The organism is Wenjunlia tyrosinilytica, from assembly GCF_014646055.1.
GTDB lineage: Bacteria > Actinomycetota > Actinomycetes > Streptomycetales > Streptomycetaceae > Wenjunlia > Wenjunlia tyrosinilytica.
On record NZ_BMMS01000013.1, the window covers coordinates 197,425 to 220,222 of the forward strand.

The window sequence follows — 22,798 nt, forward strand, 5'->3', positions numbered from 1 at the left end:
CCACCGCGCCGGGGCACCGATCCCGGGCGGAGGCGCTTGTCGGGGGCCGAGCCGCCGCCGGTATCGTCGCGGCCATGCCTGTCAGCTTCACGCTCGACCCCGAGCTCACCCCGGCGCTCCGGAGCGAGATCGTCTCCCTGTGGGCGCGGGTGTCCAACGCGGGCGGGGCGGTCGGCTTCGTCCCTCCGGTGGCCGAGGACGACGTACGGCCCGAGATGGACAAGTACGTGGCCGCCATCGCGCAGGGGCGCACCCGCCTGCTCGTGGCGACCGAGGACGGCCGGGTCGTCGGCACGGCGTTCCTCAGCTTCAACACCCACCGGCTGATGCGGCACTGGTGCTGGCTCTACACGGTCATGGTCGACCCCTCGTGCCAGGGCCGCGGCTTCGGCGCCGAGCTGATGCTCGAGGTCGAGCGCACGGGCCGCGGGATGGGGCTCGAGGGTCTCAGGCTCGGGTGCCGCGGCGGCGCGGGACTGGAGCGCTTCTACGCCTCGGTCGGCTACAAGGAGGTCGGCCGCGTCCCATCGGCGATCCGGGTGGCACCCGGCGACGACCGCGATGACATAACCATGTGGCTGGCCCTGAACTGAGGCATGGTTCACTGGATGGCGTGCCCGAGAGGGGAGCCGTCATGGATCAGATGGATCAGATGGATCAGATGGATCAGAAGGACCTGAAGGAAGAGGACGCCACCGTGTCCACCGCGCCCAGCGCCACCAAACACGCCGCCCTGCGCTACACCTCGCTGCGCGTGACGATCTTCGCCGCGTGCTTCCTCGCCGTCTATCTGCTGGCCGTGGCCGGCGTGATCGAGGTCAACGGCGCCAAGGGCATGATCCTTCTCCTCGCCGTCGCGGCACTGCTGTCCGCCCCGATCAGCTACGTCGTGCTGAGCAAGCAGCGGGACGCGATGTCCGCGCAGCTCGTCACCAAGGTCGCCGAGACCAAGCAGCGCCTGGCGGACAACCGCTCCCAGGAGGACGAGGCCGACGACTCGGCCCGCCTCAGCGCCGGCGAGGCCTGAGCGCCCGCTTCCCGGGCACCCCGCCGCCCCGCGTCAGCGCGGGACCGGACGAGCGCGCACCGCAGAAACAAGAGCCGCAACAAGAGCGGCAGAACAAGAGCGGCAGAACAAGAGCGGCCCCCTCCGCGTACGGAGGGGGCCGTTCGTCACTGCGTGCGGGTCCGTCACGGTCGTCCCGCGGGTCAGGCGCTGTCCCGGGACCTCCGGCGCAGCGCCACGGTACCGCCGGCCGCCGCCGCCGCGAGGACGGTGGCGCCGAAGGCGACCTCGGTGGAGTTCATCCGGCCGAGGCCCCCGCCGAGACCGCCCCGAGTACCGTGGCTGGGGTGCTGGGCGATCGTGAGCCTGGCGGTGGTGCTGTGGTCACCGCACCTGACCTTGACGGTGTGCTCGGCTCCGCCCTGGACGTCGTCGGACACCGTCGTACTCCCCGTCAGGAGGCCGTCCTGGCGGTTGAGGGTGACCTCGCCGAAGGCGCCGTCCGAGTCCGCGGTGGCCGTGCCGCGGTCGCAGTCCCGCAGGACCAGCGACACGCGACCGCCCGGCTTGACCACGTTCGGAGTGACCACGCCCACCATCTCGTCGGGCTGCCCTGACCGCGCTGCCGCGTCCTCGCGCTGCTGGGACGGTTCCTCGGGGCGGCCCTGGGACTGCTCCTGGGCAAGCTCCTCGGATTCGGTCCTCGTGCCGACCGCCGGGGCGGAGTCCGCTGTGCGGGGATCCCTGGTCTCGGTCGCTGACGACTGACCCTGCGCGGCCTTGGTCTCCACCTGCGGCTCGGGCTCGACCACGGCCATCGCGGCCGGTGCCGACAGGCCGAGAGCGGTAGCGCTGAGCAGAACAGCCGTGGCTATGCGTCGCATGGGTGAACCTCCCGTGTTCCGAGCGCAGTCGTGGCCCGTCACCACGTCATCGGATTGCTGCGCTCTGTCACCTGCGACGCTAGGAGCGAGCTCCGGAGTGCCGCGATCGGAGGAGGGCCAATGGGGTGCGACTGTCCATCAGATGATGTACGGGGATATCGGATCGATAACGGCCGCAAAGGGCGCGAGAAGCCGTCCGGGAAGTGCTCGGGAAGTGCTCGGGAAGTGCTCGGGAAGTGCTCGGGAAGCCGTCCGGGAAGTGCTCGGGAAGCGCCCGGTAACCGCTCGGGAAAGGGCAGGAGCCCCGCACCGTGGCCGGTGCGGGGCTCCTTGGGTACTGCGCGAGGCGCGGTCGGTCAGACCGGCGTCACGTTCTCGGCCTGCGGACCCTTCGGGCCCTGCGTGACGTCGAACTCGACGGTCTGGTTCTCCTCGAGCGAGCGGAAGCCCGAGGCGTTGATCGCGGAGTAGTGGACGAAGACATCGGGACCGCCGCCGTCCTGGGCGATGAAGCCGAAGCCCTTTTCAGCGTTGAACCACTTCACGGTTCCGGTAGCCATAAAATTCTCCTAGGCACAGACGCCGGGTTCCGCCTCTTGCGGACCCCAGATCGCTGCCGTTCTCGCCCCGCTTCAGAACCTTCTTAAAAAAGTCTGAAAAACTACAAAAGCCTGCGGGTCACATGCTCCGCAGGCTTTAGTACTGCAAGGGAAACCAAACTGCAACTTGGCGATGAGCCTAGCACGGAGATCCGCTCCGGGCCAGAGTTGCCAGAGGCGGAATACTCCGTCCGGGTCGCAGCCGTATCCGCGGTGCGGTTGGGGCGGGACGAGGCCGTCGAACAGCCATCGTCCGGTCACCCCCCGGGTCCCCCGGCACCACCGTTCGACAACCGTCCGGGGTGGGCGGGGCGGGCGGGGCGCGGGCCGGCCCTTCGGCGACGCGCGGCACCAACCCCCCACCCGCTGGGGGCAAGCCGCCGCCCCGGGTCTAGCCTGCCGTATGTGGACATTTCTGCAGCGACTGAAGTGACTGAAGCGGCTGATGCGTCCGGCGACGGCCACCTCCGCCGTCGGCCGAGGGTCGGCCACATCCAGTTCCTGAACTGCCTGCCCCTGTACTGGGGCCTCGCCCGCACCGGGAACCTCCTGGACTTCGAGCTGACCAAGGACACTCCCGAGAAGCTGAGTGAACAGCTTGTGCGTGGGGAGCTGGACATCGCCCCCATCACCCTGGTGGAGTTCCTGCGCAACACCGACGACCTGGTGGTCCTGCCCGACATCGCCGTCGGCAGCGACGGCCCGGTCATGTCGTGCGTGATCGTCAGCCAGGTCCCGCTGCACCAGCTCGACGGGGCGCGGGTGGCGCTCGGATCGACCAGCCGCACCTCGGTGCGCCTGGCGCAGCTCCTGCTGGAGGAGCGGGACGGCGTACGCCCCTCGTACTTCACCTGCCCGCCGGACCTGGGCGTGATGATGCAGGAGGCCGAGGCGGCGGTCCTCATCGGAGACGCCGCCCTGCGGGCCTCCCTGCACGACGCCCCGCGCCTCGGCCTCCACGTCCACGATCTGGGGCAGATGTGGAAGGAGTGGACCGGGCTGCCGTTCGTCTTCGCCGTATGGGCGGCCCGCCGCGACTTCCTCGTGCGCGAGCCGGGGATCGTACGGGAGGTGCACCGCGCGTTCCTGGCCTCACGGGACCTGTCGCTGGAGGAGGTCACGAAGGTGGCGGAGCAGGCGTCCCGCTGGGAGGCGTTCGACGCCGACCTGCTGGAACGCTACTTCACCACCCTCGACTTCTCCCTGGGAGCGGGGCAGCTCGCCGGGATCAAGGAGTTCGCCCGCCGTGTGGGCGCCACGACGGGCTTCGCTCCCGACGTGAGCTTCGACCTCCTGGCCTGAACGCCCCTGCGCGAGGCGTTCAGGCCGCCGGTAGTCGTTCGGGCTGCCCGGCAACGGACAGGCCGCCCGGCAGTGGACCGGCAGTAGAGGGGAGCCCGTAGACGGGAGCGGTGCCTCTACGGGGCGGTTGGCGTTCTCGGGCTGCCGCCCGGGCGGCGCCGACCCACGACTACGGCAGGCGGCGGATGGTGAAGGTGTCCGCCGTTCCGTGGCCGCCGAGCAGGATGTCCAGCGCTCCGCTCAGGACGCGCACCTGGCCGCCCACGACCGCCGCCGCCGTCGGGGCCGTGTCCGGCCAGGGCACTTCGCGGGTCACGCGTGCCCGTGTCCAGTCGCAGTCCGCGCGGAGCACGGTCACCTTGTCGGCGCCGTCGGGGGCGCCAAGGGCGTTGTGCACGACGACCAGCGAGCCGTCCGGCCGCAGGGCGAAGCCGTCCTTACCCGCCAGGCGCTTGTCGAGGGCCACCTCGCTGACCGAGCCGTCCTTGGTGTCCACGCGGAAGATCCGGCCGTCGTCGTACTTGCCGACGATCAGGAAGCCGCGAGGGCTCAGCACAATGCCGTTCGCGCCGAAGCCCGCGCTCGCGCGCAGCCGCTCGTCGTGCGCGAGCACCGTCGCGCGGCCCCCGCGGTCCACCCGGTAGACGGTGGGGCTGAAGGAGTCGGTGACGTAGGCCGTGCCGTCGCCGGCGATCGCGATGTCGTTCGCGAAGTGGTTCTCGCCCGGCAGCAGGGCCGCCAGATCGGTGCGGAAGAGCTCGTGGCCGTCGTCCAGGGAATAGGCGGCGACCACGGCGGTGTGCCCCTGCGTCGCCGGGGAGGTCCGCTCCCCGACCCCGGGATCCGCCGCCGCCACCAGCACCCGGCGCCGGGCCGCGTCCACGCGGACGCCGATCGTGGAGATGTTACGCGGGTCGTCCACCAGCGTGCGGACCGAGCCGTCACGGTCGACCACCGAGACCGTGCCATGGCGCAGCGAGGTCACCACGAAGCGGTGCCGCAGCGGGTCGTAGTCGATGCCCTCCGGATGGAGCGAGGGCGCGTGGCCATCGATGACGGCCGCGGCATGAGTCGCCACGGACGTGCCGCGCTGCGCCGGAGCCGCGACGGCGGGCACGGCGGCCGGCAGCACGACGGCGGCAACCAGCGCCGCCGCGGCCGCGGAACGGGAAAGAAACACTGAGTAGTTGGCCATACCGCCGATCTTGGCTCCGCCCGGCGGCCCCTGACAGAGCGTGGCGATACCGGTGCCCCGACTACCAGCCACCGCCCGGGGCTCAGCCCAGACGAGCCCCTGCCGGAGGTGCTCGCGGGCCTTGTCCGGGCGCAGGTCCCCGATCCGGCGTTCATCGTGGACGCCGCGTGGAATCTGCGGGCGGGGAACGCCGCTGCCGGCGCACGCCCGGCCGGGAGGCTCAGTTCTTGATCTCGCACAGGACCGCGCCGCGGGCCACGCTCGCCCCGACCCGCGCCGCCAGGCCCTTGATCGTGCCCGAGCAGTGCGCGCTGAGCGGTTGCTCCGACTTCATCGCCTCCAGGACGAACAGCAGGTCGCCCTCGTTGACCAGCTGACCCTCCGCGACGGCGACCTTGACGATCGTGCCGTGCATCGGCGAGATCAGCGCGTCGCTGGAGACGGCCGCGCCCGTCCTCACCGCGGGCATGGGCCGGGGAGGCTGTGCTCCCCGCAGGGAGCTCGCCGCGGTGGCGACGAGGGCCTCGAAGCCGGAGGGCAGGACGACCTCCAGCCGCCTCCCGCCGATCTCGACCACCAGGCTCTCGGGGGCGGCGGTCGCCGCCTGGTCCGCGCCGGGAGCGGGGAAGGGCTCGATCGCATTCGCGAACTCCGTCTCGATCCACCGGGTGTGGACGGTGAACGGGCCCGTGAAGCCCGACAGTTCGGGGGCGAAGGCCGGGTCCTCGACCACCGCGCGGTGGAAGGGCAGGACCGTGGCCATACCCTCCACCTGGAACTCGGCCAGCGCCCGCGCCGCCCGTTGCAGGGCCTCCCGGCGCGTGGCCCCCGTGATGACCAGCTTGGCCAGCATGGAGTCCCAGGCGGGGCCGATCACCGAGCCCGGCTCCACCCCCGCGTCGAGTCGGACACCGGGACCCGAGGGCGTGCGGAAGGCGGTGACGGTGCCGGGCACGGGGAGGAAGTCCTGGCCGGGGTCCTCGCCGTTGATGCGGAACTCGATGGAGTGGCCGCGTACCGGCGGGTCGTCGTAGCCCAGTGCCTCACCGTCGGCGATGCGGAACATCTCGCGCACCAGGTCGATGCCGGTGACCTCCTCGGTCACCGGGTGCTCCACCTGCAGACGGGTGTTGACCTCCAGGAAGGAGACCGATCCGTCCTGGCCCACCAGGAACTCGCACGTCCCGGCGCCGACGTACCCGGCCGCCGTGAGGATCGCCTTGGAGACGGCACGCAGCTGCCGGTCCTGGGCCTCCGTCAGGAACGGGGCCGGGGCCTCCTCCACCAGCTTCTGATGGCGGCGCTGGAGCGAGCAGTCGCGGGTGGAGACCACGACCACCTTGCCGTGCCGGTCGGCGAGGCACTGGGTCTCCACATGCCGGGGCCGGTCCAGATAGCGCTCGGCAAAGCACTCGCCCCGGCCGAAGGCCGCCACCGCCTCGCGGACCGCCGAGTCGTAAAGCCGCGGGATCTCCTCCAGGGTGCGGGCCACCTTCAACCCTCGTCCGCCGCCGCCGAAAGCGGCCTTGATCGCGACGGGCAGACCGTGCTGCTCGGCGAAGGCCACGATCTCCTCCGCCCCGCCCACCGGGTCGGGGGTGCCCGCCACCAGGGGCGCTCCGGCGCGCTCGGCGATCCGACGGGCGGCGACCTTGTCCCCGAGGTCGCGGATGGCCTGCGGCGGCGGCCCGATCCAGGTCAGCCCGGCGTCGATGACGGCCTGGGCGAACTCGGCGTTCTCCGACAGGAAGCCGTATCCGGGGTGGACGGCGTCCGCGCCGGAGTCCGCGGCGGCCCGCAGCACCTTGTCCATGTCCAGATAGCTGGCGGCCGGGGTGTCGCCGCCCAGCGCGAAGGCCTCGTCCGCCGCGCGGACGTGCACCGCGTCCCGGTCCGGATCCGCGTGGACGGCCACGCTGGCGATCCCGGCGTCCCGGCAGGCGCGGGCCACGCGGACCGCGATCTCTCCCCGGTTGGCGATGAGCACCTTGCGCACGATGAGTCGCTCCCTCTCTCGCTACTTCCCGTTCCGGCCGGACGTTCTGGGCCGGACGTTCTGGGGCGGACGTTCTGGGGCGGACGTATGGGGCCGACCGTCCGGAGCCGACCCTCCGGGGCCGGACGTTCTGGGCCGGGACGTCCGGGGCCGGCCGTCCCGCCCCGCTACCGCCATACGCTCATGAGCCACGCCCCCGGCCCCGAGCCCGTCGGCTGCTGGGTCATCTGATGCCTGCGCGCGTTCCACCTACGCGCCCCCGGCTTCGGCCGGGCGCCGGCCCGCGCCGCGACCGCCGCGCAGGCCAGCGCCGTGACCGCGACGACGAGCGCGGCCAGTTCCTCGTCCGTCGGACTGCCGCGGACCACACGCAGGCCGCTGTCCCCGCGCTGTGCTCCGCCGCCTTTCACAGCGGGATGTTCCCGTGCTTGCGCGGCAGCCTGGTCACGCGCTTCGTGCGCAGCATGCGCAGGGCGCTCGCCACCTGGAAGCGGGTCTCCCGAGGCATGATCACCGCGTCGATGTAGCCGTGTTCGGCGGCGACGTACGGATTGCACAGGGCGCATTCGTACGCCTCGCGCAGCCGTTCCCGCTCCGCCTCCGGGTCCGCGGACCGGCGCAGGGTCCCCCGGTGCAGGACGCTGACCGCGCTCTCGCCGCCCATGACGGCGATCTCGGCCGTCGGCCAGGCGAGGTTGATGTCCGTGCCGAGGTGCTTGGAGCCCATCACGCCGTAGCCACCGCCGTACGCCTTGCGGGTGACCACGGTGACCATGGGCACCGTGGCCTCCGCGTACGCGTAGATCAGCTTGGCTCCGCGCCGGATGATGCCCGCCCGTTCCTGGTCGATGCCGGGCAGGAACCCGGGCACGTCCACGAAGGTCAGCACGGGGATGTGGAAGGCGTCGCAGGTGCGGATGAAGCGGGCGGCCTTCTCGCTGGCGTCGATGTCCAGCGCGCCCGCCGCGCACATCGGCTGGTTGGCGACGACCCCGACGCTCTCGCCCTCGACCCGGCCGAAGCCGCAGATGATGTTCCGGGCGAACAGCGGCTGCACTTCCACGAGTTCGCCCCCGTCCAGGACACCGCACACGGCGTGGCGCATGTCGTAGGGCGTGCCGGGGTCGTCCGGGACGAGGCTGTCCAGCGCCAGGTCCGCCTCGTCGGTGCCGCGCCCGCGCGTGGGGGCGTACGAGGGCGGGTCCTCCATGTTGTTCGACGGCAGATGGCCCAGCAGGGCCCGGGTGTACTCGAACGCCTCCTTCTCGTCCTGCGCCATGTAGTGGGCGCCGCCGGAGACCGTGTTGTGGCCGGACGCCCCGCCCAGCTCCTCACGGTCCACGGTCTGCCCGGTGATGGTCCGCAGCACATCGGGGCCGGTGACGAACATGTGGGACATCCCGTTCACCATCACGACGAACTCCGTGATCGCGGGCGCGTAGACCGCCCCTCCGGCGCACGGGCCCATCATCAGCGAGATCTGCGGGATGACCCCCGATGCCTCGACATGCCGCTTGACCATCTCCGCGTACATGGCCAGCGAGGCCACGCCCTCCTGGATGCGGGCGCCGCCGGAGTCATTGATGCCGATGACCGGGCAGCCGGTGCGCAGGGCCAGGTCCATCACCTTGACGACCTTGTGGCCGTACATCTCGCCCAGGCTCCCACCGAAGACGGTGAAGTCCTGGGCGAAGACGAACACCTGACGGCCGTCCACCATGCCGTACCCGGTCACCACGCCGTCGCCCGGTGGCCTGCGCTCCTCCATCCCGAAGTCGTGGCAGCGGTGGCGGACCAGGGCGTCCAGCTCCACGAACGTGCCCGGGTCCATCAGGGCCGTGACACGTTCGCGGGCGGTCATCTTGCCCTTGGCGTGCTGCCGGTCGACGGCCTCGGTCGAGGACGGGGAGAGCAGTTCCTCGTTCCTGCGCTCGAGCTCGTCGATCCGCTGCGCCGTGGTCCTCCGGGAGGAGGTGGCCCCGGGCCGCCTCCTCCCGTCCGCAGTGGTCACGCCGTCACCTGGAGGGCGGACAGCACGGAGGGCCAGGCCAGGTGCAGCTGCCGCTGCCAGTACGGCCAGGCGTGGCTGCCGGAGGGGTTGAGGTCGGCCGTCACGTCGATGCCCGCGGCGCGGAGCCGCTGGTAGAAGTCACGCGTGGGCACGTAGACGGGGGACTCCAGGAAGCCCGCGAAGATGTCCTGCCCGGCGTCGAAGGGACCCGGCAGCCCCGCGGCGGCGGACAGGTACACCTTGACCCCGCGCAGACGCTCGACGTGGGCGGCGGGGTTGTGGTCGTCCCACAGGTCCCGCTGCCTGAACGGGTCGCCCCACAGCTTCATCGCGTCCACCTTCTCGCGCATGCAGGTGAGGTTGATGCCCGACCGCAGGGCTCCGTCCAGGATGTCGACGACGCCGCTGAAGGAGCCCGCGAAGACGTACTCGCCGGGGTGGCGCCCGGCGTAGTTGAGCGCGCCGAGGCCGCCCTCGGAGAGCCCGGCGAGCGCGCGCCGGTTGCCGGCCCGGTAGCCGCGCTCGAGGATCTGCGGCAGCTCGACGGTGTGGAACGTCTCCCAGTTGGGCCCGCCCGCGCGGCCGTAGTTCCACCAGTTGGTGTAGAAGCCCGCGCGGCCGCCCTCGGGGGTCACGATCAGCATGTCGGCGTCCTGCGCGAGTTCCTCGACATCGGTCTCCCGGGTCCAGGAGGTGTAGTCGTCGCTCGCGCCCTGCAGGAGGTACAGGGTCGGGAAGGTGCGGGTGGAGTCGGCGGACCAGCCGCGCGGCAGGATCACCCGGACCGGGACCTCCCCGCCCATCGCCGGGGAGGCGACCGTCAGGTCGGCCATGCGGGTGTCCAGCCGCTTGACGGCGGTGATGTGCGCGCCGTCGTCGGCCTGGGCGTCGGGGAAGACGTACTGGTCGGAGGACTCCGCGTCGGTCCCCGTCGCGGAGGCGGTGGGAGCCGTGACGAACGCCGAGACGGCGGCGAGGCAGCCGACGAGAACCGTCAGCGCGCGCACACCGAGCGGCCTCGTGCTGTTGCGACGCCGGGGGGAGCGGGAGAGGGTGGTAGGAGGGGTCGCTTCGAGGGTCAAGGATCCGTTCCTCTGTCGTCGGCGGGGTGGTGCCCGCGTGCGGTGGTGGCCGGCTGCACGCCGGTGGCGACGCGCTCCGGAGGCTGTGAACGCTCCGGAAAAAAGGGGGTCGGTGCCGTTCCGATCGGCCCTCCCCGGTGGGAAGCGGGCGGCCGGAGCGGCGGTGGCGGTACGTCAGGGCTGGCGGTACGTCAGGGGCGGCGGTACGTGAGGGCGCGGTACGTCAGGGGCGGCCGTGGCGCCGTGTCAGGGGTGCTCGTCCACGGCGGCGGCCAGATGCCGGGCCATGACCTCCACGTTCGGCGGATCGATCATCGACAGATGGTCACCGGGCACGGGGACCACCTCCAGGGCCGGACACAGAGGCGCCCACCCCAGGTCCGCCTCCGCCCGCAGATAGCGCGGATCGATGGCCGTGGTGAGTACCTGCGCCTCCTGCGCCCGGTAGAGCACGACCGGTTCGGCGTACGGCCGCGGCTGGTAGCGCTCCCCGATCCGGGCGTCGGTGTAGGAGGTGCGCTGGTGCTCCATCACGCCGGGGCTCATGTCCAGCCCGGCCTCGGCGACATGGCGCATCAGTGTCTCGATCTGGTCGTGCTCGTTCATGCGGGCCATCTCCTCGTACGGCAGCCCCAGCTGGCGCCCGTACGCGGTCTCCACGTATTCGGCGAACCGCGCGAACCGCTCCAGGAGGATCTCCTCGGGCGGCGGTCCCGGCAGAGCGGCGGGCAGGATGGTGTCGATCAGGCCGAGGTACGCGACGCGCTCGCCCAGGTCGCGCAGCTGCGAGGCGGCCTCGTACGCCAGGCAGCCGCCGAAGGACCAGCCGAGCAGGCGGTAGGGGCCCTCGGGCTGGACGCGGCGCATCAGATCCAGGTAGTGCGCCGTCTTCTCCTCGACCGACTCCAGGGCGTCCACGCGCTCGAGCCCGTAGACCGGTCGGCCCTCGGGCAGCAGGTCGACCAGCGGCCGGTAGACGCTCGTCGGCCCACCGGCGGGGTGGAAGATGAACAGCGGCCCGCGCTCTGCCCGGTCCCCGGGGTCCCGCAGGACCCGCAGGGGCGAGCCTGCCACCCCGCCCTCCAGCACCGGGCGCACCAGGTCGGCGACGGCGGCCACCGTGGGGTCCCCCTGGATCTGCGCCACGGTCGGCGCGGAATCGGTTCCGCCGAGCCGGGCACGGATGCCCTCGGCCAGAGCGGACGCCTTCTCCCGGTCGTCCCGAACTCCGGGCAGGTCCCGGTGGACGCCCTCCGGGTGCTCTCCCGACATCTGGGCCCACACCCCGGCCACCAGCCGCTCCGCCGCGTCCCGCGGTAGAACGTTTCTGGGGATGGCCGGACCGGCCGCCCGGGGTTTGGGGTGCATGTCGAGCGCGGTCAGGAGGGCCTGCGCCAGATCGCCCAGGGTGCCTCCTCTCAGGAGCAGGGTCTCCGGCACCACGGTCCCGAAGTCCTGCTTGACGACATTGCGGATGCGCACCGCCATGAGGGAGTCGAGCCCCAGCTCGGTCAGCCGCGCGGAGGCGTCGATCTCCTGGTCGCCGTGCCCCATGACCATCGCCGTGCGGCGGCCCAGCCGTCGGCGCACCGCCGTCAGCGCGGCCTCGGGGTCGAGCGTGCGCAATGCCTCGGGGCCTCCCCAGTCGTCGTCGCTGTCCTCGGCCGCGCCCCGCACCAGATCGGCGAAGAAGGGAACGGACTCGATGCCGGGGAAGGCCTCGACGGCCCGCCGCACATCCAGGCGTACGACGCCCGTGTGCGGCCTGCCGCCCGCGATGATCAGCTGAAGGGCGTCCAGGCCCTCGTCCGGAGCGATGGGGTGCAGGGCCAGTGCGGTCATGTCCGGCGCGGCGCCGAGCCCCGCCCAGGGGCCCCAGGCGATCGACTCGCCGGGCAGCCCGCGGGCACGGCGCTGCTGGACCAGGGCGTCGAGCCAGGCGTTGGCCGCGGCGTACGAGGCCTGACCGGGTGAGCCGAACAGGGCGGCGGCGGAGCTGAACACCAGCCACCAGTCGAGGTCGTGGCCGCAGGTCGCCTCGTCCAGACGGCGGGCGCCGTCCACCTTCGGCCGGAACACCGTGTCCAGGCCCTCCGGTTCGAGACCGGTGACGACCCGGTCGTGCAGCACACCCGCGGCATGGGCCACACCGCGCAGGGCGTGCCCTTCCCGCACGGCCGCCTCCACGAGCGCCGTGGCGACGCCGGGTTCGGCCACGTCGCCCCGGACGATCTCCACCGAGGTACCGAGGTCCCGCAGTTCAGCCAGGATGGTCTCGGCCCCGGGAGTCGGCGGGCGGCGGCCGTTCAGCACGAGGCGGCTCGCGCCGTGCTCGGCGAGGCGCCGGGCCGTGGCCAGGCCGAGGCCGCTGAGGCCGCCGGTCACGATGTAGGCGCCTCCCGGGCGGGCGAATACGACCTGGGCGGCGTCCTTGCCGAGGTCGGCACGGGCCAGCCGGGCGGTGAACCGGGTGCCGCCCCGCCAGGCAACCTGGTCCGCGTCGGAGTCCCCGAGCAGTTCCCGGGCGAGGTCGTCCACGGCGCCGGGCGACCGGTCGATGTCGACCAGGCGGGAGCGCAGATGGGGATGTTCGAGGGCGAGGACGCGGACCAGGCCGCGCAGGCAGGCACGGTCCGGGTCGCCCCGCTCGCCCACGCTCACCGCCATGGCGCGCTCGGTGACCAGGCACAGCCGCGGGGGCTCGTCCCTGTCGGAATCGTCCGACAGACGGCGGGCCGTGTCCGCCGTGGCGAGCACCGCCTCGCGGGCGCCGGTGGTGCCGGTGGACTCGGTGAACAGCAGGACCACGGCGGCGTGGGCGCCGTCTGCCGCGCGCTCCTGCCAGGTGGTCAGGGCGTCGGCGGACGCCGGGTCGTGAGGTGCGACGGTGACCCGGGCTCCGGCCTGTTCCAGGGCGGCCCTCAGCGTGTCGGTGAAGCGGTCCTTGCCGGGGCCACCGCCGCCGCGGGGGCCACCGCCGGTGCCGGATCCGGTGCCGCCGTCGTCGCCGTCGCCGACCGTGAGGAGCAGCCAGTCCGACGGTGCCCCTTCCGGCGGGGTGGGCGCGGCGCTCTTGTCCCAGACGATCTCATAGGCCATCTCGTGCAGCGGAAGCGGCACCTCGCGGGCCTCGGGAACGCGCAGGACGACGTCGTCCGCCTCGATCACCGTCGCTCCGTCGCCGTCCTCCAGGCGTACGGACCAGTGGGTGGGCCCCCGGCGGTCCGCCTCGTCCCCGGTCCCCTCGGGGGAGGTCCGCCGGACATGGCACGGCCCCGGCGCCGCGGCCGGTCGCCGTACGCGCAGGGTGCCGACCGAGACGGGGATCGCCGCCTTGGGAACGGCCGCCGCCACCTCACCGGTGGCCCCGCCCGGTGCCGTTGTGCCCGGGTCGGGCTCGGTGACCGCGTTCGGCGCCCTCAGACACGCGTCGAGCAGCGCGGGGTCGACATGCCAGGGCACCGAGAAGTCCGCCGCCCCCTCCTCGCGCGGGGACAGCGCGACGGTGACCCCCTCGTTGTCCGCTCCGGCGTCGTCCGGCCCGTCGACAGCCTCCGGACCGTACGGCGCACCCGTCTCCACCGTCGCCGAGGCATGGCGCACCCACGTCCCGGCCGCCGTCCTGGTGTGGATGCTCACGCTCGCCCGCTCCGGCGGGATGGGGTCGAGGAGCGTGGTCACCGCGGTGCAGCCGGACAGCGGTAGATGGTGCTCCAGCGTCAGGCCGTGGATGGTGATGCCGTCCACGGCGCGGGCGAAGACCTCGGCCGCCGCGGCGAACACCATCTCCGCGCACGCCGCCACCGTCAGCACCGTGGTGCCGTGCACCTGCTGGCCGGGCCGGTACCACCCCTCGGTGCCCACGTCGCCACGCCACAGCGAGCGACGTGTGCCGGGAACGTCCACGCGGCCGCCCAGCAGCGGGTGGCCGTCCACACGCGCGCTCCGGCGGGTGCCGGGACCGCTGTCCACCCAGTGCCGCCGGTGCCGCCACGGTGTGGTGGGCAGCGCCGTCCGCCGCCCGCCCGGCCACAGCAGATCGGGCCGCCGCTGGACCCCGGCCAAGTGCAGCGCGGCCAACGAGGTGCGCAGCACGACCTGTTCGTCGCTCTTGCGCCGCAGGCTCGGCAGTACCAGGGTCTCGCGGTCCACCGCCTCCTCGAGGGTCTCGCGCACGGGCAGGGCGGCCACGGGGTGCGGGGAGATCTCCAGGAAGACGTGGTGCCCGTCCTCGGCCGCCGCGGCCACCGCCTGGCGCAGCCGCACTGGGCGGCGGGCGTTGTCGCACCAGTAGTCGGCGTCGCAGCGGGGGGTGTCCCGAGGGTCGTCGTGCACTGTCCCGTACCAGCGGATCGCCGGATCCCGCCCATGGATCCCGGTGAACGCCTCCCGCAGTCCGGGCAGGAGCGGATCCACTTCCGGTGAGTGCCCGGCCCCGCCCACGTCGAGCATCCGGGCCGGGATCTCGGCCTCCTCGAGCTCGGCGACCAGGCGGCCGACCGGCTCGGCGGGACCGGTGACGGTGCACCGCAGCGGCGAGGAGTCCACCGCGATCTCGACTCCGGGAAACCGGGCCTGCACCTGCGCCCTGGCCTCCAGGTCCAGTTCGACCGACGCCATGGAACCGCTGTTCTCCGCGTCGACCGCGCCGAGCAGGGCGGAGCGGCGCAGCATGATCCGCAGCCCGTCGCGGGGATCGAGGGCGTCGGCCACCACGGCCGCCGCCACCTCGCCCATGGAGTGCCCGACGACCGCCGCCGGTTCGACCCCGTACGCCCGCCAGGTCCGGGCGAGCGCCAGTTGCAGCCCGTAGAGCAGTGGCTGGACGCGGTCGACGGCGGTGGGCTCGACCCCGGCGGTGATCTGCTCGCTCAGCGGGGTGCCCGACTCGGCGGCGAAGACCGGGTCGAGCCCGCGGACCGCGGCGGCGAACACCTCGTCGTCCTCGAGCAGGCGGCGCCCCATGCCGGCCCACTGGGAGCCGTAGCCGGAGAAGACGAACACCGGTCCCTTGACCGCTCGGTCGGGGTCGGCGCCGCGCCGTGCGCCCACGACGCCGTGCGCCGACTGTCTCTGCCCGAGGGCGCGCAGCGCGGTGGCCAGGGCCTCGCGGTCGCGACCGACCACGGCGGCGTTGGCCGGGCCGTGCCGGTTGCGCCCGAGTGTGGAGGCCACGTCCTCCAGCGGGGTGCGGCGCCCGGCCGGACCGGTCAGCCAGTCGGCGAGACCGGTGGCGGCGTCGCGGATCCGGTCGGGCGAGCGGGCCGAGAGGACCAGGGTGTGCGGATCCTTGGCGGTCCCGTCCTCCGCGGCCCGCTGAGCGCCGTCTTCCGCGGGGGCAGGTGGCGCAGCGCCTTCGGGCTTCCACTGTTCGAGGACGGCGTGCGCGTTGGTCCCGCCGAAGCCGAAGGCGGACACCCCCGCGCGTGCCGGCCGTTCGCCGTCGCCCGGCCATGGGGCGGCCTCGCCGACGACGGCCAGATGCGCCTCGGTGAAGTCGATGTGCGGGTTCGGGTGGTGGAAGTGCAGGCTCGCCGGGAGCCTGCCGTGGTGCAGGGACAGGACGGTCTTGATCACACCCGTGATGCCCGCCGCTCCCTCCAGATGCCCGAGGTTGCTCTTGACCGACCCGATCAGCAGCGGCCGGTCGGGAGGGCGGTGGGGACCCAGGACGGCACTGAGCGCCCCGGCCTCGATCGGGTCGCCGAGCAGTGTGCCGGTGCCGTGCGTCTCCACGTAGTCGATGCCCGCGCCGTCGACCCGGGCGTCCCGCAGGGCGGAGCGCAGCAGGGCCTGCTGTGCCGCCGGGTTGGGCGCGACCATTCCCGCCGAGCGCCCGTCGGAGTTGACGGCGGTTCCCCGGATCAGAGCCAGGATCCGGTCCCCGTCGCGCAGCGCGTCGTCGAGGCGTTTGAGCACCAGGACACCGCAGCCCTCGCCCCGGACGATGCCGTCGGCGGCGGCGTCGAACGGTTTGCACCGGCCGTCCGGCGCCAGCACTCCCGCCTGGTCGAAGCTGGCGGTGATCATGGGGGAGAGCAGGACATTGACCCCCGCGGCCAATGCCGTGTCGCACTCCCCGGAGCGCAGGGCCCGGCAGGCCTGGTGCAGTGCGACGAGCGACGACGAGCAGGCGGTGTCGACCGTCAGGCTCGGGCCGCGCAGGTCCAGGACATAGGACAGCCGATTCGCCGCGATGCTGCCCGCCGATCCGGTGGCGGTCCACTCGGTGACGCGGGAGGGATCGGCAGTGGTCAAAAAGCCGTACTCGAGCGAGCTGAGGCCGACGAAGACCCCCGTGGCGCTGCCCCGCAGCGTGCGGACCGGTGCCCCGGCGTTGTCCAGCGCCTCGCACGCCACTTCCAACAGCAGGCGCTGCTGGGGGTCCATCAGCTGAGCCTCGCGCGGGGTGATGCCGAAGAACTCGGCGTCGAACGCGGCCACGTCGTCGAGGAAGGCCCCCCAGCGCGGGGTCTTCGCGAGCGCCGCCGCCGTGGCCGCCGAGCCGTCGTCGAAGTCCTCCCACCGCTCGGGAGGCACCTCGCCCACGGCGTCCCCGCCGCACAGGAGGAAGTCCCAGAAGGCGTCCGGCCCTTCGATGCCACCGGGCAGACGGCAGCCCACACCGACGACCGCGAGCGGACCGGGCCCGTCCTCCCCCGCGGAGCCGCCACCGCCCCCGCTCGTCAGGGGCTGATCGGCGTCCTCGGTGAGGCGGTGCACCAGCGCGCCGATACTGGGGTTCTCCCACAGCAGCGTGGCCGGCAGGGTCCGGCCGAGCGCTTCCTCGAGCTCGCCGGAGATGCCGACCGCGTCCCGGGAGGACAGGCCGTACTCGGCCAGCGGCCGGTCGGGGTCGATGTCGTCGGCGGCCACCGAGCACCTCTCTGCGACAAGACGCCGCAGCAGGGCATGGACCCCCGCCCCTTCCGTCGGTGAGTCAGCGTTGTCCCCGAACCCCTCGGGGCCGGTCATTCCGATCTCCCCAGTCCGGCCGTCATGCCCACGCGCTCCGTCCAGGTACCGGCCAGGTAGTGGCGACGGCAGGCGCTGCGGGCGACCTTGCCACTGCTGGTGCGCGGCACCGTGCCGGGCGGCGCGAGCACGAAGTCGTGCACGGGCGCGCCATGCCCGGCACCCACGGCCTCGCGCACCGCGCGGGCGACGGCGTCGCGCTCGGTGCCGGGGTCGTTGATGCGGCGGGAGTGCTCGGCGACGATGACGAGGCGCTCCTCGCCGTCGACCGTCAGTGCGAAGGCTGCCACGTGGTCGTACCGGATGAGCGCGTGCGCCTCCTGGACGGTCGCCTCGATGTCCTGCGGGTAGTGGTTGGTGCCGTCGACGATGATCAGGTCCTTGATCCTGCCGGTGACGTAGAGGCCGCCGTCGTGCATGACGCCGAGGTCGCCGGTGCGCAGCCACTTCCCCCGCCCCCGGGCGGACGACTGGGCCGACGACTGGGCCTTCGACTGGGCCGACGACTGGACCTTCGACGGAGCCGCGGACCGCGCCCGCGCCGGATCCCCTGCCGGGCCCTCGGCGACCGATTCCGCGAGCGCTTCGGTAAACGTTTCCGCAGTGCGCTGGGGACTGCGCCAGTACCCGCGCGCGACATTGGGGCCCCGCACCCAGATCTCCCCCACCGAACCATCGGGAAGCCGCCGGCAGGTCTCGGGGTCGACGACGACGACCTCCTGGCCCACGGGCCGCCCGCAGGCCACGAGCCGGGTGAACGTCCCGGTGGCGGCCCCCTCGGTGACGGGACCGGCGACGCCCTGCCCCAGCAGCTCCCGGTCGAAGGACGTCACGCGAGGCGCCCGACCGGTGGGCGAGGTGGAGACGAAGACGGTGGCCTCGGCCAGACCGTACGAGGGGCGGATCATCTCCTCGCGCACCCCGCAGGGGCCGAACGCCTCCTGGAAGCGGGAGAGGGTCTCCGGGCGGATCGGCTCGCTGCCGTTGATCATCACGGCCACGTGATGGAGCGCCAGGTCCGCCCGGTGCTCCTCCCGCACCCGCCGTGCGCAGTAGTCGTAGGCGAAGTTCGGGGCGGCCGTGAAGGCGCCGCGGTAGTCGCTGAGCAGACGCAGCCAGCGCACCGGCTGCTGGACGAACGCCAGCGGGTCCGTGATGACCGAGTGGATGCCGCCGACGACCGGGATGGCCAGGGCCAGCACCAATCCCATGTCGTGGAAGAGCGGTAGCCAGGAGACGACATGGTTGCGGTCGCGGTGGATGTCGAACGCCTCGAGAGCCTGGTGGACATTGGCGACGACATTGGCGTGGGTGATCTCGACGCCCGAGGGCGCCCTCGTCGAGCCGGAGGTGTACTGCAGGTAGGCGCAGTCCTCGGGCCGGGGGCGCACCGAGGCCATGTCGGCCTCCAGGCCCGCCGCGCTCTCGTCGAGGTCCGGGCTGTCGACGGCGATGGTAAGGGGAACTCCGGGAATGCGCCTGGCGGCGAAGAACTCGGCGAGGGCCTCCCGTTCACCGCTCGTGGTGAGAAGGCAGACCGGGCGTGCGTCCGCCAGAGCCGAGGCGAGCCTTTCGTCATGGCCGGGAAGGCTCGGCGGAAAGAGCGGAACGGCGATCGCGCCCGCCCGAAGCGCGGCGAGGAATCCCACCACATATTCCAGTCCCTGGGGCGCCACCACCGCGACCCGCTCACCCGTGGCGCCTTCGCCGACGAGAATTTCGGCCATCGCCGTTGCCCGCTCGTGGAGTTCGGCCCAGGTGACCGTGTTTCGCCGCCCCGAAGGGTCGGCTGCGTAGTCGACAAAAGTGAAGGCGGATTCTCCGGGAGTCAACTCGGCGGCCCTGGCCAAATGGTGGACGATGGTGGCACCTTCGGCTGTCGGGCGCAGCTCCCAATCGGGTTCGCCTTCGTGGCATGCGGACATCGTGGGCACCCTCCGGTGGCTCATCCGGGATGGCCCCGCCACTCGCGGAAACGCGCGTGGATGGCAGGCCCAGTGGGTCGAGAGCTGTTGTTTCGGACAGTAAGTTCGCCACTGGAATATGTCAAACAACTATGGTCCGTTTGACTGCCGTATTTGTTTTGTGTGAGCAGTTTGGGCGAACGTGGGTCGCCCCCCACATGCCGTACAGGAAAGGAAGGCGGTCACCATGAGCCGACCGGGTGACAATGGGCTCTTGGTGGCGCTCGCTTTCGCGGCCTTCATGACGTGCCTGGACAACACCGTCGTAAATGTGGCGCTGCCGCGTATCCAGCAGGACCTCCGCCTGGACCTGTCCGGACTGGAGTGGGTGGCCGCCGCCTATCCGCTCACCTTCGCCGCGCTCCTGCTCACCGGCGGCCGGGCGGCCGATGTGTGGGGGCGCCGGCCGACGCTCCTGACCGGACTGGCGCTGTTCACCGGGGCATCCCTGCTCTGCGGCCTGGCACGCGGGGGAGCGGTCCTGATCGCCTGGCGCGGGGTCCAGGGGATCGGGGCGGCGCTGGTGATCCCGGCCTCACTCGCCGTACTGATGCGCGACCTCGGCCCCAGGGCCAGGGCCGCCGGTATCGCCACCTGGATGTCCGCGCTGGCGGCGGCGCTCGCGCTCGGCCCCGTCTTCGGGGGCCTGATCAGCCAGCACTGGGGCTGGGGCTGGATCTTCGCGATCAATGTGCCCTTCGGGCTGCTGGCGATGGCGGCGGTGGCCCGGTCGGTACCGGGCGGCAGGGCTGGCGCCGTCCCAATGGGAGCCGTGCCCTCCGAGGGCGGGGGCGAGGGCGCGGACCGGGACGGGGGCGCGGACCGGGACGGGGGCGCGGGTGGCGGGCACCGCTCGGTCAGGAGGTCCGCCCAGCAGTTCGACCCGGCGGGCACGGTCCTGTCGTGCCTGGCCGCCGGGGGCTGCGCGTACGGGCTGATCGAGGGGCCGCACCACGGCTTCGTCTCACCCGTGACCCTGTGGGCGTTCATCGGCTCCTCCTGCGCCCTGGGGCTGTTCGTGGCCCGTCAGTTCACGGCCTGCACGCCCATGGTCGATCTCGGGATCTTCCGCGACCGGGTGTTCAGCGGCGGTGTCGCCGCGCAGGTGCTGTGGGGGCTGGGCGTCAACGGTGTCTTCCTCTTCACCGCGCTCTTCCTCCAGCGGGGGCTGGGTTTCACCCCCACCAAGGCCGGTCTGGCGTTCACCCCGGTCGCCCTGTGCCTGATCGCCGCGACCCCAGTGGCCTCCCTGCTGACCCGCAGGTTGGGGGTGCACCGGACCTCGGCGGGAGGCCTGCTGACCGTGGCCGGGGGCCTCCTCCTGCTGGCTCGGGTCGGCGAGGGCGCGACCGTCCTGGACCTCCTGCCGGGCCTGGTCGCGATCGGGGCGGGCTCGGCGGTGACCGTGCCGCTGGCCGCCAGCACCCTGGACTCCTCCTCCGACGGGTCGTCAGGAGTGGTGTCGGGGGTGCTGAGCGCCGCACGGGAGTTCTCCGGTCTGCTGGGGATCGCCCTCGTGGGGGCGGTCGTCGCCCGCCATCAGGGCCAGGCGGTGCGGCGCGGAGCGGACCCCGGCGCCGCCTTCCTCGAGGGCTACCACGCGGGGCTGGTGCTGGCGGCGGTGCTGGTGGGCGTGGGGGCGCTCGTGGCCGGTGTGGCGCTGAGGCCCCGAGCGGCGGGCCCCGGTGCGCTGCGGCCCGAGGGGTGAGGCGAGCGTGGCCCGAGGGGTGAGGCGGGCGTGGCCCGAGGGATGGGACGACCGCGTCCCGAGGCGTGAGGCGACGTCGTACGGCCGTTTGCCGCAACGTTCCCGAATTCGCAACTCAATGCGAACTCGGCCGCGGGGAGATGACCGCCCCAGGGCTGACACTTGGAGTCGGCAGCAGAATTCCGCTGCCGGTGGAAATGCGGGCGCTCGCCAATTCCCCGCATACCGATCCGGGGTTCCTACATCCGAGCCCAGGGCGGGGCAGGCCCGGATGCCCCGCTCCCTATGGCCCGATTAGTAAGACTTATCGGCGGCTCCTTGATTAAATTTGACCAAGCCGCTTTGCTGTGTATGCACACCGGCGGGCCGCCCAACCCTCCCGGAGGAGTTGTGGCAAGGCGGTCCGCAGTTGACCCATTCCGGTCGGCGAAGGCAGTGCTCTCGGCGCGGTCCCGCTGGACGCGCTCCTCCATAGGAGAGAAAAGGATCCACCAGTCGTGCCGCTCCCTGGGCCGACTGGTGCGGCTCTCGATCCACACAGAAGGAGCACACTCCATGCGAGCCACTCGCAAGCTCTCGGCTTTCCTCGGGGCCACCACCCTGGCAGCAGGATTGGCCCTCATCCCGACGAACGCGAACGCCGCCCGCGTCGTGCCGTGCAACGAGGCCGCACTGGTGGCGGCCATCACCACGGCCAACTCCAACGGCGGAGGCAGCCTGCAGTTGGCCCCGCTCTGCACGTACACGCTCACCGCGCCCCACGCGGTGTCCGGCAATGGACCGTCCGGCCTGCCGGTGATCACCACCCCGATCTCGCTGAACGGGTTCGGCACCGACATCGCCCGCGCCCCCGGCGCCCCCGACTTCCGGATCGTGGAGGTCGACGCCCTCACCCCCGGGAACGCCGGTTCGCTCAATCTGACCGCGCTCACCCTCCGCGGCGGCAAGGCCGAGCCCGGTGCGGTGGGCGGCGGCATCGCCAACTTCGGTGGCACCGTGAGGCTCAACTCCAGCACCCTGCGCAACAACGAGGCCACCGCGGGCGGCGGCCTCTACAACGACATCGGCACCTCATCGCTCGTCGGCAGCTTCGTGGTCGGCAACGTGGCCACCTCCTCCCTGGGCGGCGGCATCTACGAGAACTCCGGCGCAGTGACCCTCACCAGCACGTTCGTCGGCAACAACACGCCGAACAACTGCGCTCCCCCCGGCAGCGTTCCCAACTGCACCAACTGACCGCGGCCGACCGCGGCCGACCGCGGCTGAAGGCGGCTGACTGCGGCTGTCCGCGGATGGACCGCGGCTGACCGTGCGTGCGGGCCCCGGCCGGCCGATTCCCAGAGCCGGAACCGGGGCCCGCCCCACCGGAACCCGCTACGAGTGTCAATGTCAGTGGCCGCTGCGACACTCGCGCCATGACCGACATCCCAGCGGAGAACTACTCCCCGCGGTGGGCCGCGGACACCCGACCCGAGCTGCCTCTCGTGGGGGACGAGCGGGAGATCCTGACCGCCTACCTCGAATGGCACCGCCAGACGTTCGAGCTCAAGTGCGCCGGTCTCCCGGCGGACAGGCTCTCCGAGAAGGCCGCCCCTCCGTCCGGACTGAGCCTGCACGGACTCGTCCGCCATCTCGCCGGGGTGGAGCGGTGGTGGTTCCGTGTGCAGTTCGCCGGTGAGGACGTCCCGCTCCTGTACTACTCCGACGACGACCCCGACCAGGACTTCGAAAGCCTCGACGGCGACCTCGCGGAGGCCTTCGCCGTGTGGCGGGCGCAGTGCGAGCGTTCCCGCGAGATCGTCGCCCACGCCTCCTCGCTCGACGAGACCGGCATCGCCAAGTCGAGCGGGAACCCCGTCTCCCTGCGCCGGATCCTCGTTCACATGCTCGCCGAGTACGCCCGGCACAACGGTCACGCCGACCTGCTCCGTGAGCGGATCGACGGCGCCGCGGGGATGTAGCCGATCCCCTCGCGACACGGCGGGAATCCCTGCTGGGACACCCGCCGCCGGGTGGGCCTCGCGGGCGGGCGGCGGCGCTGGCGTACGCTGGTCGGGCCAGTGATCGACCACCCCG

Annotated in this window: 14 protein-coding genes and 2 pseudogenes; 6 read left to right on the top strand and 10 right to left on the bottom strand. The window is 72.5% G+C overall.

Annotated elements, in window-relative coordinates; genetic code table 11:
• Positions 1–74 precede the first annotated feature (74 nt).
• Positions 75–593: a GNAT family N-acetyltransferase gene (locus tag IEY86_RS16760; protein ID WP_189132495.1), complete on the top strand. Its 519-nt coding sequence runs from the start codon at positions 75–77 to the stop codon at positions 591–593.
• A 41-nt stretch (positions 594–634) separates the two neighbouring features.
• Positions 635–1,027, top strand: a complete 393-nt coding sequence (locus IEY86_RS16765) for a DUF4229 domain-containing protein (protein ID WP_229698492.1) — start codon at positions 635–637, stop codon at positions 1,025–1,027.
• Between the two features lie 182 nt (positions 1,028–1,209).
• Here the strand turns inward: IEY86_RS16765 and IEY86_RS16770 are convergent, their stop codons facing one another.
• Together IEY86_RS16770 and IEY86_RS16775 are read right to left on the bottom strand one after the other, a co-directional pair.
• Complete coding sequence (locus tag IEY86_RS16770; RefSeq protein WP_189132496.1) at positions 1,210–1,890, bottom strand: hypothetical protein; 681 nt, start codon at positions 1,888–1,890, stop codon at positions 1,210–1,212.
• A 356-nt stretch (positions 1,891–2,246) separates the two neighbouring features.
• The gene (locus IEY86_RS16775) at positions 2,247–2,450 is read right to left on the bottom strand and encodes a cold-shock protein (protein WP_189132497.1); all 204 of its coding nucleotides are present in this window, start codon (positions 2,448–2,450) and stop codon (positions 2,247–2,249) included.
• Positions 2,451–2,918: 468 nt separating this feature from the next.
• On the opposite strand from IEY86_RS16775, the gene IEY86_RS16780 reads away from it, so the two are divergent.
• The gene (locus IEY86_RS16780) at positions 2,919–3,791 is read left to right on the top strand and encodes a menaquinone biosynthetic enzyme MqnA/MqnD family protein (protein WP_189132498.1); all 873 of its coding nucleotides are present in this window, start codon (positions 2,919–2,921) and stop codon (positions 3,789–3,791) included.
• A gap of 169 nt (positions 3,792–3,960) precedes the next feature.
• On the opposite strand, the gene IEY86_RS16785 is transcribed toward IEY86_RS16780, so the two are convergent.
• The 8 genes and pseudogenes from IEY86_RS16785 to IEY86_RS16815 all read right to left on the bottom strand — a co-directional run bounded on the left by IEY86_RS16785 (position 3,961) and on the right by IEY86_RS16815 (position 18,975).
• The gene (locus tag IEY86_RS16785) at positions 3,961–4,986 is read right to left on the bottom strand and encodes a hypothetical protein (protein WP_189132499.1); all 1,026 of its coding nucleotides are present in this window, start codon (positions 4,984–4,986) and stop codon (positions 3,961–3,963) included.
• Between the two features lie 220 nt (positions 4,987–5,206).
• Positions 5,207–5,437 (bottom strand): annotated as a pseudogene (locus IEY86_RS38080) (acyl-CoA carboxylase biotin carboxyl carrier protein subunit); the annotation flags it as partial.
• A gap of 77 nt (positions 5,438–5,514) precedes the next feature.
• A pseudogene (locus tag IEY86_RS16790) lies at positions 5,515–6,982 on the bottom strand (acetyl-CoA carboxylase biotin carboxylase subunit); the annotation flags it as partial.
• Between the two features lie 167 nt (positions 6,983–7,149).
• Positions 7,150–7,392: an acyl-CoA carboxylase subunit epsilon gene (locus tag IEY86_RS38085; RefSeq protein ID WP_189132501.1), complete on the bottom strand. Its 243-nt coding sequence runs from the start codon at positions 7,390–7,392 to the stop codon at positions 7,150–7,152.
• Positions 7,389–8,993 (bottom strand): acyl-CoA carboxylase subunit beta, encoded by a 1,605-nt coding sequence (locus tag IEY86_RS16800; RefSeq protein WP_189132502.1) that lies wholly within the window; start codon positions 8,991–8,993, stop codon positions 7,389–7,391. The genes IEY86_RS38085 and IEY86_RS16800 overlap by 4 nt, the downstream gene beginning before the upstream one ends.
• Positions 8,990–10,075, bottom strand: a complete 1,086-nt coding sequence (locus tag IEY86_RS16805; protein WP_189132503.1) for an alpha/beta hydrolase — start codon at positions 10,073–10,075, stop codon at positions 8,990–8,992. The genes IEY86_RS16800 and IEY86_RS16805 overlap by 4 nt, the downstream gene beginning before the upstream one ends.
• A 246-nt stretch (positions 10,076–10,321) precedes the next feature.
• A complete protein-coding gene (locus tag IEY86_RS16810; protein WP_189132504.1) occupies positions 10,322–17,050 on the bottom strand; it encodes a type I polyketide synthase in 6,729 nt (2,242 codons plus the stop codon).
• On the bottom strand, positions 17,047–18,975 hold the full coding sequence (locus IEY86_RS16815; RefSeq protein ID WP_189132505.1) for a fatty acyl-AMP ligase: 1,929 nt from the start codon (positions 18,973–18,975) through the stop codon (positions 17,047–17,049). Before IEY86_RS16815 ends, IEY86_RS16810 begins: the two co-directional genes overlap by 4 nt.
• Before the next feature lie 226 nt (positions 18,976–19,201).
• Between IEY86_RS16815 and IEY86_RS16820 the strand changes: the two genes are divergently transcribed.
• The 3 genes from IEY86_RS16820 (at position 19,202) to IEY86_RS16830 (ending at position 22,683) form a co-directional block, all read left to right on the top strand.
• Entirely contained in the window at positions 19,202–20,722 is a 1,521-nt protein-coding gene (locus IEY86_RS16820; protein ID WP_189132506.1) for an MFS transporter, read from the top strand.
• A 555-nt stretch (positions 20,723–21,277) separates the two neighbouring features.
• A complete protein-coding gene (locus IEY86_RS16825; RefSeq protein WP_229698493.1) occupies positions 21,278–21,958 on the top strand; it encodes a hypothetical protein in 681 nt (226 codons plus the stop codon).
• Positions 21,959–22,137: 179 nt separating this feature from the next.
• Positions 22,138–22,683: a DinB family protein gene (locus tag IEY86_RS16830; protein WP_189132507.1), complete on the top strand. Its 546-nt coding sequence runs from the start codon at positions 22,138–22,140 to the stop codon at positions 22,681–22,683.
• Positions 22,684–22,798: the final 115 nt, after the last annotated feature.